This window comes from Exiguobacterium acetylicum (assembly GCF_022170825.1).
In the GTDB taxonomy this organism is placed as follows: domain Bacteria; phylum Bacillota; class Bacilli; order Exiguobacteriales; family Exiguobacteriaceae; genus Exiguobacterium_A; species Exiguobacterium_A acetylicum_B.
In genome coordinates, this window is record NZ_CP081878.1 from 2,593,612 (window position 1) to 2,607,889 (window position 14,278).

14 protein-coding genes are annotated in these 14,278 nt (G+C 47.6%); 4 read left to right on the forward strand and 10 right to left on the reverse strand.

The window, feature by feature from the left end:
• Nucleotides 1-54: 54 nt before the first annotated feature.
• The 5 genes from K6T22_RS13620 to K6T22_RS13640 all read right to left on the reverse strand — a co-directional run bounded on the left by K6T22_RS13620 (nucleotide 55) and on the right by K6T22_RS13640 (nucleotide 4,975).
• A complete protein-coding gene (locus K6T22_RS13620) occupies nucleotides 55-459 on the reverse strand; it encodes a ComF family protein (RefSeq protein WP_238237787.1) in 405 nt (134 codons plus the stop codon).
• Between the two features lie 233 nt (nucleotides 460-692).
• Nucleotides 693-1,901 (reverse strand): helicase-related protein, encoded by a 1,209-nt coding sequence (locus K6T22_RS13625; protein ID WP_238237788.1) that lies wholly within the window; start codon nucleotides 1,899-1,901, stop codon nucleotides 693-695.
• Between the two features lie 229 nt (nucleotides 1,902-2,130).
• A complete protein-coding gene (locus K6T22_RS13630) occupies nucleotides 2,131-2,979 on the reverse strand; it encodes a DegV family protein (protein ID WP_238237789.1) in 849 nt (282 codons plus the stop codon).
• 134 nt (nucleotides 2,980-3,113) lie between these two features.
• On the reverse strand, nucleotides 3,114-3,806 hold the full coding sequence (locus K6T22_RS13635) for a response regulator (RefSeq protein WP_029342537.1): 693 nt from the start codon (nucleotides 3,804-3,806) through the stop codon (nucleotides 3,114-3,116).
• Complete coding sequence (locus K6T22_RS13640; RefSeq protein ID WP_029342538.1) at nucleotides 3,803-4,975, reverse strand: sensor histidine kinase; 1,173 nt, start codon at nucleotides 4,973-4,975, stop codon at nucleotides 3,803-3,805. Before K6T22_RS13640 ends, K6T22_RS13635 begins: the two co-directional genes overlap by 4 nt.
• Nucleotides 4,976-5,074: 99 nt before the next feature.
• On the opposite strand from K6T22_RS13640, the gene K6T22_RS13645 reads away from it, so the two are divergent.
• From K6T22_RS13645 to K6T22_RS13655, 3 genes are all read left to right on the forward strand, one after another.
• Complete coding sequence (locus K6T22_RS13645) at nucleotides 5,075-5,716, forward strand: YigZ family protein (protein ID WP_047393173.1); 642 nt, start codon at nucleotides 5,075-5,077, stop codon at nucleotides 5,714-5,716.
• A gap of 68 nt (nucleotides 5,717-5,784) precedes the next feature.
• The gene (locus K6T22_RS13650) at nucleotides 5,785-6,816 is read left to right on the forward strand and encodes an LCP family glycopolymer transferase (protein ID WP_238237790.1); all 1,032 of its coding nucleotides are present in this window, start codon (nucleotides 5,785-5,787) and stop codon (nucleotides 6,814-6,816) included.
• Nucleotides 6,791-7,207: a GNAT family N-acetyltransferase gene (locus K6T22_RS13655; protein WP_238237791.1), complete on the forward strand. Its 417-nt coding sequence runs from the start codon at nucleotides 6,791-6,793 to the stop codon at nucleotides 7,205-7,207. The genes K6T22_RS13650 and K6T22_RS13655 overlap by 26 nt, the downstream gene beginning before the upstream one ends.
• 476 nt (nucleotides 7,208-7,683) lie before the next feature.
• On the opposite strand, the gene chrA is transcribed toward K6T22_RS13655, so the two are convergent.
• The 4 genes from chrA to K6T22_RS13675 form a co-directional block, all read right to left on the reverse strand.
• Nucleotides 7,684-8,835 (reverse strand): chromate efflux transporter, encoded by a 1,152-nt coding sequence (gene chrA / locus K6T22_RS13660; protein WP_238237792.1) that lies wholly within the window; start codon nucleotides 8,833-8,835, stop codon nucleotides 7,684-7,686.
• A 52-nt stretch (nucleotides 8,836-8,887) separates the two neighbouring features.
• Complete coding sequence (locus tag K6T22_RS13665; RefSeq protein ID WP_238237793.1) at nucleotides 8,888-9,991, reverse strand: DUF418 domain-containing protein; 1,104 nt, start codon at nucleotides 9,989-9,991, stop codon at nucleotides 8,888-8,890.
• 62 nt (nucleotides 9,992-10,053) lie between these two features.
• Complete coding sequence (locus tag K6T22_RS13670; RefSeq protein WP_238237794.1) at nucleotides 10,054-11,097, reverse strand: glycosyltransferase family 4 protein; 1,044 nt, start codon at nucleotides 11,095-11,097, stop codon at nucleotides 10,054-10,056.
• A 59-nt stretch (nucleotides 11,098-11,156) separates the two neighbouring features.
• Nucleotides 11,157-11,558, reverse strand: coding sequence for a Rok-like winged helix domain-containing protein (locus K6T22_RS13675; RefSeq protein WP_035410150.1), 402 nt, complete (start codon nucleotides 11,556-11,558; stop codon nucleotides 11,157-11,159).
• A gap of 293 nt (nucleotides 11,559-11,851) precedes the next feature.
• Between K6T22_RS13675 and K6T22_RS13680 the strand changes: the two genes are divergently transcribed.
• A complete protein-coding gene (locus K6T22_RS13680; RefSeq protein WP_238237795.1) occupies nucleotides 11,852-13,336 on the forward strand; it encodes an N-acetylmuramoyl-L-alanine amidase family protein in 1,485 nt (494 codons plus the stop codon).
• 93 nt (nucleotides 13,337-13,429) lie between these two features.
• Here K6T22_RS13680 and pgmB read toward each other — a convergent pair whose 3' ends face one another.
• On the reverse strand, nucleotides 13,430-14,101 hold the full coding sequence (gene pgmB / locus K6T22_RS13685) for a beta-phosphoglucomutase (RefSeq protein ID WP_238237797.1): 672 nt from the start codon (nucleotides 14,099-14,101) through the stop codon (nucleotides 13,430-13,432).
• Nucleotides 14,102-14,278 lie beyond the last annotated feature (177 nt).

Below are 14,278 nucleotides of genomic sequence, written 5' to 3' on the forward strand. Positions count from 1 at the left end.
GATGACATCCATTTCCTTCACCTCGTATAGAGTATCGGCAGGAATGTTGCTTTCTTAAACACTTCGAAATAAAGTTACAGCAGAAATTTCTTTTGCTCCTGCTTCCTTCAGCCGAATCATCGCTTGACGAAGCGTTACACCGGTCGTATAGACGTCATCAATGAGCACGATGTTCTTGCCCCTGACGTCTCCAGAGACGCAAAACGGATTGCTGCGTGCAAGTCGTGCTTGTCGACCTGCCTTGCTTTGGGCTGGTCCATCGACTCGACTCAAGTAAGGAACGATTTTTCCACGCATCTGGCGTGCGATCGCTTCTGCTTGATTGAAACGACGGTCCGCGAGACGCTCGATGCTTAACGGTATCGGCACAAGAACAGCTTGTTTGATTTTTACCTTCTTCAAGTCATCGGTAAACATCTCAAGCAACGCGGTATCACCGAGAAACTTGAACCGGTACATGAAGGTTTTTGCTACGTCATTGTACAAATAAAGAGGTGTTGTTTGGAGCGTCAGCCCTTGTTTTCGCCATTCTGTGCAGTCCGAACAACACGTCGAACCTGGCTTCCCACAATCGACGCATTCCCCTCTTTTTACAAACTTTATTTTACAGGTCGGACAGGTCACTTGCCTAGTCCATAGATTTCCGAGTTCCCAACTAGGTAGATAGACCTCTTGACAGAATAAGCATCGGCTCATGGTCGCACAGCGTTCGCTTTCTTAATCTGATGGATTGCTTCGTACATCGCGTCACTCCGGTCATTGGCGCAAAATAAAATGTCACCATCCGGATATGCCGACGATCGTCCGACTCGTCCGCTGATTTGAATCAACGCTGCCGTACTGAACCCTTGATCAGCATCCAGAATCGCGACTTGAACGTTTTCGATCGTCACACCCCGCTCAAGAATCGTCGTCGTCAGTAAGATTCCTGTTGATTGTCGAAAACGCTGCACCTTCTCAACGCGTTCCGAATCCGCAGCATGGACTTTCTCGACGTCATAGCCTGCCGTTGCGAATCGTTTTTGCCATCGCTCGAGTTCCGCGATGCGTGAGACGAACACAAGACGTGGTACAGCAGCATGACGTGCCAACCAATCGAACACGATTTGTTCTGTATAAGGTACAACGAGCTTCGGAACTGGTAACGGATACCCATGATAACGGCGCATCAATCGCACCGTCGGAAAACGCCGATGCCAAAACGAAGGCGTTGCACTTAATAAGATCAGTGCAGCGTCTTTCGTCATCGCTCGCTTGACGTAGCGATTTAGCGTTCGGTCAAGCCGGTACGGAAACGCATCGACCTCATCTAAAAAGACGACATCGAAACAATTCCGGTAATGAATCAATTGATGCGTCGTACTAACTGTGATGTCACCGAGCTCGAGACGTTCAGACGAACCACCGTACAACGAGACGATGGAAGCGTCTGTAAATGCTCGTTTTAAATGTCCCGTCAATTCCCGAACGACATCTGCCCGTGGTGCTGCGACAAGCACACGGCGTCCGCTAGCGAGAGCGTCGGCGATCCCCGGAAAGAGCATCGGTGTCTTCCCGGCGCCGCACACGGCATGGACGAGAAGCCGTTTGTTAGTTAGAACCGTTCGTTGAATCGCTTGAGCAACGCGTAGTTGCGCCGGCGTCAACGTCAACGGTCCATGTTGGGCTGGTGTCACTGGATCAAGTTTTCGTCGATCTGTCACGAGCCGTCCACAGCTTCGCAGTTTACCGTAGGCGAGACATTTCCGACAATAATAACAGGCTTTTCCACACGTACAAGCACCCCGTACCGGAAGCGCGCCACACCTTTGGCAACGCCACGTCACAGCTGGCATGTATCGATATGTTTCGTTTGGTGTGTCCATCCATTCAACAGGTACGAGTCGTCCTCGAAGATCCATCGTCATCTCTCCTTTTCTGTTTCGTCTTTTCTCGAGGACGCTCGCTATCTCCTTGTCGGCATTCCACCGCTCTCTTTGAGTTTTTGACTTGACCAATTCGAAACAACATCAGCCTCGAAACTTTCATCAATCGTTTTAGATAAACGCATTCATGAAATTCAAGGATTTTAACAAAACAAAAGCAGCAGGTATCCTCATGAAGAGAATTCCTACTGCTTCCGCTCTTATCTTATTCTGCTGCGTGATACCATGTGACACCGATTGCCCCTGGTCCGAGGTGTGTACCGATGACGGGTCCAAAAACACTCATCTCGATGCGTGCCTGCGGGAAAAGTGTCTTCAGTTCGGCGATCTCTGCTTCTGCTTTCGCAGAATCCTCAGCATGGATGACACCGATGACATACCCTGTACCGTCACCGTGGATATCTTCCTTCATCATTTCCTCAATCCGGTTGACCGCCCGCTTGAACGTTCGAATCTTTTCGAACGGAACGATTTTTCCATCAACGAAATGAAGGACTGGCTTGATTTTTAGGAACGAGCCAACAAATGCCTGCGCGACACTCAAACGTCCACCACGCTGGAGATGTTCGAGATCGTCGACGACGAAATAGGCACGAATCTGTTCCTTCAATGTCTCAAGACGATTAACGATTGTCTCTGCCGTGGCTCCTGCATCTCGCAAACGAACGGCTTCTTGGACGAGAAACGCTTGCGGCATACAGGAAATACGTGAATCGACTGGATGGACGTTGACATGATCCACCATCATGTTGATCGTATGTAACGCTTGGTACGTTCCACTGATCCCGCTCGATAGTGTAATACCGATGATATCCGTTCCTTCTGGTAACTGCTCAAACGACGCCACGAGATCACCGATGTTCGGTTGTGAGGTCGTCGGGAGGCTGCCCGTCTGGATGCGTTCATAAAATTCAGCTACTGAGATATCAAACCCTTCCCGGTAGGCGTCACCGTCGAAGATGACACTAAGTGGTGCGACGTGCACTTGATGTTCTTCACAATAGGTAGTTGGCAGATAGGCTGTGCTATCCGTTAAGATCACAATCTGGCTCATCCGTGAATTTCCTCGCTTTTATAGTTCCGTCGTGACGTTACCAAATACGACACGCCACAATCGCTTATAAGTGTAGCATTATTTACTGGATAAAAAAAGAAAGACGGGAGCCTCTGCTCCTGTCTTTCAAGATGTCAGACGACGACCCATCCGCGACGGATCGATTCGACGACGGCACCCGTTCGGTCCGGGACATTCATCTTCCGAAGGATCGATGAAACGTGGTTCTTGACTGTCTTTTCACTGATATATAACGTGTCACTGATCGCACGATTCGAGAATCCGTCCGCCAGTAATTGCAAGACTTCACATTCGCGACGTGTCAAGACGTGCAGTGGTGCTTCCGCAACCCGTTTTTCAACAGGTTGTGACGCCATCGTTTGTTTCATCTTCATCAAACGACGATATTCCTGCAACAAGTTCGGCGTGACTTTCGGGTGGACGTATCCACCTTCACGGTACACGGAACGAATCGCATTGACGAGTTCATCCGTTGCCATTTCTTTTAAGAGGTAACCGACTGCACCGGCACCAAGAGCGTGCATGACATACGTCTCATCATCATGAATCGATAAGATGATGACACGAACGTCCGGATAGACTTCCATCAGACGTTTTGTTGCTTCAACACCATTGACTTGCGGCATGTTGATATCCATTAAGACGATATCCGGTTGATGGGTTTCGACGAGCGAGATGACTTCCGCTCCGCTTTCTCCCTCCGCTACGACGACGAACTCTTCTTCGAAATCAAGAATTCGTTTAACGCCTTCGCGGAATAACTGATGATCGTCGACGATGACTACTTTCACTTGCTCGTTGTTCACAGTGTTTCCCCTCTCGCTTCAGATTCCTCAATTGGAATCTTTACCTTGATGACCGTACCTTTTCCGGGCTGCGTCTCGATATCGAATTCACCATCGATCAATTCGATCCGTTCACGCATGCCGACGAGTCCGAATGACTCGTCACACGACGCGACGATGGAATCAAAATCAAATCCAACGCCATTATCCTTCACATGGATTCGTACGGAATGTTGATATTGTTCTATGATAATACGAATGTCACTCGCTTTGGAATGCTTAACTGCATTTTGGACTGCTTCTTGCACGATTCGGAAGACGGCGACCTCATACGTCGAATCGATGCGTTCACCGCCTCCTAAATAATTGAAGTGAACCGGAATATTCGAAATTTCTTGAATATGGCGAAGATAACGTTCAAGCGTCGGAACGAATCCGAGATCGTCAAGCGTCATCGGACGTAAATCATAGATAATCCGACGGATATCGGCAAGCCCATCCCGAATCAACGTCCGCAGACGGTGAATTTCTTCAAAAGCTGCCTCTGCCCCATTGTGCTGGTGAATCTTTTCAATTAAATCTGCCCGGATCAAAACGTGGGCAAGTGTCTGTGCTGGACCATCATGCATGTCGCGCGATAGGCGGCGACGTTCATTTTCGGCGGACTGGAAGACTTTTAAACCCATCTCCTGTTTTTGCATCGCCTTTTCATATTTTTCATTCATCATCTGCATATCGTCCGTCAAGAAGTTGAGGACGACCGAGACACGTCCAATCAATTGATCCGCTCGTTCGATTGTCTCATCGAGCTGAATCAGTCGGCGTTCGAGCTCATCGCGACGCTTTCGGCAATTCATCTCGTCTCGTTGGTTGATGAACGATTCGAGTTGCAATGCGTTCGCAGTCTCATAGGCCGACCGGACATCCTGTTCCGAGTAGCTGTCGAAGTTCTTACTGACGACGACGAGTCGCGCTTTCGCATCCTTGATATGGCGTTCGAGTCGTTCTGCTTCTTTTATATAGTCGTGCACCCGAATCTTCAGGTCGCGTAATTCTTGCTGAATTTCGGCATATTGTTCGCGAGAACTTTCCGTAATCCGGACGATTTCTTCCCGACTCTCTTCTACGACGCCGATGATGTTCTGTACGATATCATTCAAGGATAGCCGCTCCCTCATCTCATTCGTCATGGTACTCCCTCCATTCCTTGCCAGTCGTCTACGGTTGTCTCTCTCTTGGAACGTCGTTATGCTAGAAAGAACTAGTTAACGAGGAGGACATTTTTGATTATGACATTATCTAATTATTATACAGTAAAAGAAAACGGTTTCCACGAAATCATTATCCAAAAGTCACGATTCATCACCTATTTAGCCCGTGCAACGACCGAAGAACAAGCCCAGGCGTTCATTTCCGAGCTGAAAAAAAAACATCACGATGCGAACCATAATTGCTCTGCCTACGTCATCGGTGAGCGAAATGAGATTCAAAAAGCGAATGATGATGGTGAACCGAGCGGAACCGCTGGTGTTCCGATGCTCGAAGTCTTAAAAAAGCGTGACTTGCGCGATACGGTCGTCGTCGTAACAAGGTATTTTGGCGGCATCAAGCTGGGTGGTGGTGGACTGATTCGCGCGTATGGTTCGAGTGTCTCTGAAGCACTTAACGCGGTCGGTGTCGTCGAACGAATCGAGCATACCGTTGTTTCCGTCAACGTCGACTACACGTGGCTCGGAAAGCTCGAGAACGAACTCCGGGCAAGTGTCCATCCGATTGATCAGATTCATTACCTCGATCAGGTTCAGATCGACGTCCTCGTCAAGACAGCCGATGTCCCTGATTTTCTAGACTGGATGACGAACATGACGAACGGTCAAGCTGATTTGTCAAGCGGCTCTACGCGCTACCTCGAACGTGACATTATTTCCTGACCTGCTATACTGATTGTAAAGAATTTTAAAGTTTTTTAAAAATTCAGTAATGTTAGGAGTTAATGAAGGTGGAAGAGCGAACCCGCAGTAATAAAAAACAGATAAAGAAAAAACGTTCGTGGTTTAAGGTGTTCGTGATCAGTTTTCTGGTCGTGCTCGTAGGTGGAGGTGCGACCTTCGCTTACGTCGCGTATAAGACGTTCCAGACTGCAAATGATGCAAACGTCGATTTAGCGCGCGGTGACAAGTCTGAGAAACGAGAAGCTGCCATTGATTTGACGAAAGACCACTTTTCCGTTCTGCTCGTCGGGACGGATGAACGCCCTGGCGACACCTCCTCACGTGCCGATACGATGATCGTCGCGACATTCAACAAGGACGATCAAACTGTTGATATGGTTAGCATCCCCCGTGATTCACTCGTCGAGATTCCTTCTGTCGGCTATGAGGATAAAATCAATCACTCTTATGCCTTTGGTGGCATCGATTCAACGATTGAAACCGTCGAGACATTGCTCGATATTCCAATCGACTATTATGCATCGATCAACTTCAATGGTGTCGTCGCAATCGTTGACGCCTTAGGTGGTATCGATGTCGACGTCAAGTTACCGATTGATACACTCGACTCGTCCGATAAACGCAATGGCGTCAAATTGGAACCGGGTCAACAGACGTTGAACGGAGAGGAAGCACTCGCTTATGCCCGAATGCGTTATCAAGATCCTGAAGGTGATATCGGTCGGACAAAACGTCAACAACAAATCGTCGAAGCCATCATCGATCAGTCGACATCATTTGGTTCAATCACGAAATTGAACAGTTTAATGGATGCGACCGGTGACAACTTCCAGACGAACATGTCGTTGACGGAAGCGTTCCAATTGCAACCATTCGTTAAAAAAATCGGATCAATCAATCGGATTGATCTTAAAGGAACGGACACGAAAATCAATGGTGCTTATTATTACCAGCTCGATCCAACATCACTGGCTGACGCGAAGACGACATTGAAGGAACAACTCAATTTGCCAATCGATGAGACGACGGACAGCATCACGTCGGAGGCTGCAAATGATTCGTTCACTCCAAGCAACTGATCATGCATCACTGCTGGAATTACAACGTCGCGCTTATCAGATAGAAGCCGCATTACTCGACGCTACTGATTTCCCGCCATTACGCGAAACGATTGATGACATCAACACTGAATCACCGATTGGTTTTGTTTATGTGATCGACGATGTCGTCACTGGTGCTGTCACGATTGATGATTTGACAATCACCCGACTTGTCGTCGACCCTGCATACTTCCGTCAAGGAATTGCACAGTCGTTGCTACAACATGTGTTCGAACAAAGTCACGCTAAACACGTCATGACCGGTGCACGGAATCTACCAGCACTTACGCTCTATGCTCATTTTGGCTTCACGGAAGTCCGCCGCGAGTGGTACGAAGAAATCGAACTCGTCTTTTTGACTCGACTCTGACGCGATAGTATAAGTGAAAATAAAGAAGCAGTAGACCGAAGACAAAGTGTAATTTTTCTCTTAGCGAGAAAGATTGCACTTTTTTTGTTCATCTCGAATCGTTTTCCTGGGACAAGCATCGCGCCGCTTCACTTCGTTGCAGGGTCGCTCCTGCTTGTTTTTCCCTAGGAAGCGATTTCGAGTGAACAAAACGCTTCTCTCCTTTTTCTTCTGGGTGTAAAAAGTAGAAACGAAGAAGGAAGAGGACTCTCTATGACGGGTAAGACAGATCACCACCATTGATTAGAGCATGTCATCATCACATTGGAACAACTGGTCTCTTAGGACCGGTTTGTTCGTAAAATCGATGCGGTTATCCATGTTTTATTCGTATTTTAGTCGCTACTACATACAACAAACCCTCATTTCAATTACAAAATGAGGGTTTGTCTACAATTTGAAGCTGCAGACCGATGTCTACTGCTTCTTTGTGCGGTTTAAAAGAATAGGAATCCAAGGGCGGCTCCAATCAACACGATCCGTAACGGCGACTGTTTATAAAAACGGAGTAAACAGAACAAACCAAAGGCAATCAAGAAATCAAGACCACTCTTGATGCTTGACGTAAAGATCGGATCATAAAGAGCAGCAAGTAGAATCCCAACGACGGCGGCGTTGACTCCAATCAACATCCGTCCAACTGCTTGGTTCTTCCGAATTCGATCCCAGTACGGTAAGACACCGATAACGAGTAGGAATCCGGGTAGGAAAATAGCAAGCGTCGCAAGAAGACCACCGGATACACCAGAGACGATCGTACCGAGATACGTCGCAAATGTGAAGAGTGGTCCAGGTACCGCTTGCGCTGCGGCATACCCAGCAAGGAACGTATCCGTATTCATCAGTCCCGGTACGAGCAGTTGCTCAAGGAACGGCAAGACGACGTGTCCGCCACCAAAGACGAGGGCTCCGGCACTGTACATGATACTCGTCAATTGGATGGTTCCTGTCGTTGCTTGAGCGAGAAAAGGCGTGACGACGAGTAACACGAAAAACAAGACGAGAGCGGTGACGCTAAGGAAGCGCGGTACGCGAATCGACAAGGATCCACCTGTTGCCGTCTCTTCTTTGAACCAGAAGAATGCAAGAAGACCTGCCAGCAACAAGACACCGACTTGCGCCAGCGGGTGTGCAATCAACAGTACACCGGCTAACGCCAGCAACATCAAGGTCATGCGTTTGACACCGGTCGCAAGCTTCATTCCCATGCCAAGAACGGCGTCAGCAACGATCGCAACAGCAACGAGCTTCAAGCCATGAATGAATCCGGCCTCTGCGACATCGAACTGCGTCGCAAGAATCGCGAATAGAATCAAAGCGATACTCGACGGTAACGTGAAGCCAACAAACGAAATGATCGCCCCTGCTACTCCACCACGAATCAGACCGATGCCCATACCGACCTGACTCGAAGCGGGACCGGGGAGGAATTGACAGAGTGCTACTAAATCAGCGTATGCTTTCTCATCAATCCATTTTTTCCGTTTGACATATTCTTCATAAAAATACCCAAGATGGGCGACTGGACCTCCGAACGACGTCAGTCCGAGCTTGAACGATACAAGAAAGATTTCGATAAGACGATTCATGCTTCACCTCCATCTCTCATTGTATAAAATATTTGTTAAGTTCTTGTGAACTTCATCGTTTTTTATTACCATAAGTACCTTTTCGCCACAATTTCTCCATGGGACCTTGTGGATGATGCTGGAGATATTTGTTCGAAGCGATACCTTGTGTAATCAAAAGTAGGAATACAAGTAACAGACCTTGCCATAACGGCGTCGTTCCATGTTGTCCACTGAAGAAGACGAACACGGTAAAGACGAGTGTATGCATCAAATAATTCGTCAATGCCATCCGACCTAGTCCAGCAAACCATTGCATTCGTCCAGCACGAACGAGTAAGGCGACAGCACAGGCATACGTGATCGCAAGCGTGCGTCCTGATAGCCAGACGTAAAACAGATTGATTGATCCGTCCGGTACGTCAGCATGCGCTTGAATGATTCCTGCGAACGATGGAACTGTCAGCAGTAAGCTGATTCCAAGTGCCCACCAGAGGAAACGATTCGATGGCGGTCGTGTACTGAAACGTTCCATCAAGTAGGCTCCAATCAGGAACAATGATAAAATTTCCGGCCAAATGACACCGGAATTCATAAGGGCTTCCGGTAATTGAACCGTCGCGTGATGCCACAAAAATCCGAGAAGATCGCGCGATGCGACGAACGACTGAAGTGTCTTTTCCAGCTCGACGACGGGAGAATCGCCAAATTGACGAGCTCCCCAAAAAATAAGTAGATAGAGCAGAATGGCATAGATTTGGAATGCTATTGCAAACAAGAGTTTCGTGATTGGCTTGGTTTTTGCAAATAATAACAAGATAAAACCGGTCAGTGCATACGTATGTAAGATATCTCCCTGCCAGACGACAAGATGCACGAGACCGATGAGAAGCAGAATCCCGAGCCGTCTTGCGAAAATCGTCATCGGTAGACCACGTTGGCGCAACCGATTGATGAACAAATAAAAACCGGCTCCAAACAGGACGCTAAACAAAGTATAAAATTTCGTCTGGATGAAGAGATCAAATAGTAGACGAATCGATTGGTCTATTTCCCCCATCATCGCATTCGGTCGATCGCCTAGAAAACTCGGCATGTTGACGAATAAGATCCCGCATAACGCAAAACCTCGTAACACATCTAAGTAGACGATGCGTTGATTCAATTGTTGTTCCAATAGAGCACTCCCTTTCTGAAAAAAGACCGCTCACACGGATGAGCGGTCTTTTATGGTATACGTTATTTCGATGTAAAACGTTCCAACAAATTCAACAATGGTCGATAGCGTTCGCCAAGCAAACCGAGCGATTCAACGAGAATGTCGAGGACGATCAGTAACATGATGAGTGAGACCAGGGCGCCGAGCGAATTCGTCTGTGAAAAGAGAATCGCCGTCATCCCGAAGATGGCACACAGCCCGTAAATGACGAGAACGGCTTGTCGCATCGTAAAGCCAAGATCAAGCAACCGGTGATGCAGATGGGCTTTATCCGGTGCAAATGGTGGTTTTCCTTGCAATACTCGCCGAACGATCGCAAACAACGTATCGGAGATCGGAATTCCGAGCAAGATGACCGGAACAGCAAGCGAGAACAGTGTCACATTCTTGAACCCAAGAAGTGACAAGACACCGAGCATATAGCCGAGGAAGAGCGCTCCGGTATCACCCATGAAGATCTTCGCCGGATAAAAATTATGAAACAAGAAGCCTAACGTACTCATCAATAAGAGAATCGCGACAATCGTCACGTAGACGTTTCCTTGGATGACGGCAAGACTGATCAATGTCAACAAAACAATACTCGAGACACCGGCTGCTAGTCCATCTAATCCGTCAATCAAGTTGACGGCGTTCGTGATTCCGATGACCCAAAGGAACGTCAATGGAACACTCCACCAACCGAGATAGAGCTGTTGGTCGAACGGTAGATTGATGAACTCGATCCGAATCCCACCGTTGAGGACGATGACAGCGGCAACGATTTGCCCCATCAGCTTCAAACGGGCATTGAGTTGGAATCGATCGTCAAGTGCACCTGTCAAAATAATAACGAACCCACCGACTAAAATATGCGTCGCGTACGGACTCGAAGGTTGTAAGATAAAATATCCGATCATGAAGGCGATATAGATCGCTAATCCGCCAAGTCGCGGCATGATTCGGACGTGTACTTTTCGCGCGTCTGGACTGTCAACGGCACCGACTGCAATCGCAAAGCGTTTCACGACGGGTGTGATCAGTAAGGCGGCGATAAAACAGACGATGGACGCAGTCCATAACATAGTAACATCACGCTCCTGCGCGAATTATATCATAAAAAAAAAGAGCCGACGAGCGGCTCTTACATGAAGATTGGTACTTCAGCTGCTGGATCATATGTATAGATACCGCGTCCGACTTTTTTAATGGCAGGGTTTGCCTGTTCGACTTTTGCCATCAGTTGGTAGATGTTACTAATTTGATGACGGTAACGCAGTTCGAGCTCCATTTGAATGTCTCGTGCTGTCATTGATTCACGCTCTCGCATTAAATCACTGATTTGATGTACGTAGACTTCTAGTGGATAACGCTGATTGACGCGACGTTGTTTTAACGGACGCTCATGTGTGACGGCGATTTCTTGCGAATGTTCTCCCGTTCCACGACTTAGTTCCGAGATTAAATACTCGGCACGACGCTGCAAGCGACGGTATTCCTCTTCGATTTCCATTAGTTCGCGGTAGATATGTTCACTGTTACCCATTCCTTGCCCCTCTTTCCTTTTTTATACATTAATGTTTCAATCATGTTTCATTTGTATGTATTTTGAAATATTTTAAACTATAATTTGTCTTGATAATATATAATTTCTTTAATTATTTAATTATCCTGTAATATTTTCATATCCTTACCGATAAATTGGCTACACCTCATATTAACAGAAAGGAGTGAAAACGGAACATATAATTTCGACATTTAACTATTTTAATAATACTTAAGTTCTACTAATCCAATATATATCTTTCTTATTTTACCGAAAAGGAGACTGGAAATTTAATGGGCAAATTACCTAAAACACTTCGGACCGCTCTAGTACTTTCGTTGGTATCCGGTTGCTTCGCCTCTACTTCTACTGTATCGGCTGCTTCTGGGACAACCTTTACGAAAACTTCGTATCAGACGACAGATGCCTTGAATCTACGCAGTTCGAACTCGACGTCTTCTAAAAAATTGCTGACGATCCCGAAGACGACGAAAGTCACGTCAAGCTATCGTAAAGGCACGTGGTATAAGCTGTCTTATAAAGGAAAGACGGGGTATGTGACCGGGTCGTACCTGAAGAAGATCGAGAGCGGTACGTCCTTTACGAAGACGTCTTACAAGACGACGGATGCTCTATCCTTGCGCAGTGCAGCAACGACGTCTTCTACACGATTGTTGACGATCCCAAAAGGTGCAGGCGTACAATCCAGTTTTAAAACTGGAAGTTGGTATAAAGTGACCTATGCGAATAAGACGGGATATGTGTCTGGTTCTTATCTAAAGAAAGTGACCGCCCCAGCAAAAACGACGGTCTATACGACGACGGATCGCTTGAATTTCCGTACTTCTCCTTCAACGTCCGGAAAAGTACTGACGACGATTCCGAGCGGGACTGCCGTCCATTCGCTCGCCGTTAAATCGAATTGGCACACGGTCCAGTACCAAGGAAAAACGGGTTATGTCATGGGAACGTATCTCAAGAAGGGCACTTCCGTACCTGCCTCGACGACTGGAAACGTCGATTATAGTGGTTCGAAGATGTATGTGTTGATCCCGTCAGGTAGCAGCGTTGCGCTCCGTGCGAGTGCATCGACGCTCAGTGGTCAAGTAGCTCGTCTTGGACGCGGTACACCGGTTGCTGTCACGAATTCACGCCATCAAACGAAAGGCTTCGTCGCCGTTCGCACGGCAAGTGGTCAGAGCGGTTATGTCGACGCAACATATCTAACGTTGTTCCAACCGGCACCATCGAATCGCCCATTACTCGTCCTCGACCCAGGTCATGGTGGATACGATGCGGGTGCAGTTCGTTACGGCGTCGCTGAACGTGACATCGTCCTTGCGGTGACGAAACAAGTCGCTGAGCGGCTTGCTGGCAAAGTCGATGTGACGATGTCTCGCTATACGAACGACTATTATCCGTCACTTGGAGAACGGAGTGCCCTAGCGAACAGTCATGCGACGACTGCGTTCGTCAGTGTCCATATTAATGCTTCAACGAGTACACAAGCATATGGAGCAGAGACCTTCTATTATAAAGGAGCTTCTTCGATCAACCTCGCTCGTAACGTTCAGCAACGTCTCGTCTCATACGCTGGCATGCGCGACCGGAACGTTCACTATGCGAACTATGCTGTCATTCGTGGTACAAAAGCACCGTCGATCTTAGCGGAACTCGGGTTCCTCTCAAACAGCGCGGATCGTGCGAAACTCACGAACGCGACGTATCAGTCACGCTACGCGCAAGCAATCGCGGACGGGATTCTCGCTTCACTTTAAATCAACACCATACCAAAAAGGATCGCTCAGGGAAGCGATCCTTTTTGCATACACATAACTTTCAAGGAATGTCTTTCACCATCAGGGAATGGTTCAGACAAGGGAGCGACTAGCGAGGATTTGCTCAAGGGATAGCAAATCTGTCGAATCGACACGATAGTCTGCCTCATGGAGCGCCGACTCCGGTCCGACTCCGACGGCATACATGCCGGCAGCGTGGATGGCAGTGATGCCAGCTGTTGCATCTTCTACACCGATGCAACGACTCGGTTCGACGTCGAGTGCTTCTGCAGCACGGAGAAACACTTCAGGGTGTGGTTTCGATTGTGCAACGGTCGCAGCGTCTACGATGTCATCGAAATAGTGTCGAACTTTTAATGCCTCGACGACCATCAGCGCATTTTTAGAAGCGGACGCCATTCCGATCTTCAGCCCAGCGTTTCGGATTTCATCGAGGAATGCAGTGATTCCAGGAAGAAGATCCTGCTCAGAGATATGTTGGATCAATGTGACATAGTGTTCATTCTTCTTCGCAGCGAGTGCTAGCTTCTCATCTTCCGAAAAAGCGTCCTGTTTTCCACCGAGCGCAAGGATACGCTCGAGTGAATCCATTCGGCTGACACCTTTTAATGTCTCATTGAACTCCCGGTCGAACGGGATATTCAAATCCTCTCCTAGTTGTTTCCACGCTAAGTAGTGATACTCTGCTGTATCGGTAATTACGCCGTCTAAATCAAAAATGACCGCTTCGATCGTTGGTGCCATCCGACATCCATCCTTTCTTCCATCGTCCATGAAAGGCAAGAAATCGAATGACTTTGCGCAAACGATTGCACTTGCCTCATGAATAATTCTACTGGTTCTCTCGAATCTTTGCAAGCGTTATCAAATATTTCTGATTCTTTGTTTTTATATGAGGTATTTTACTTTTTAGATAACGCT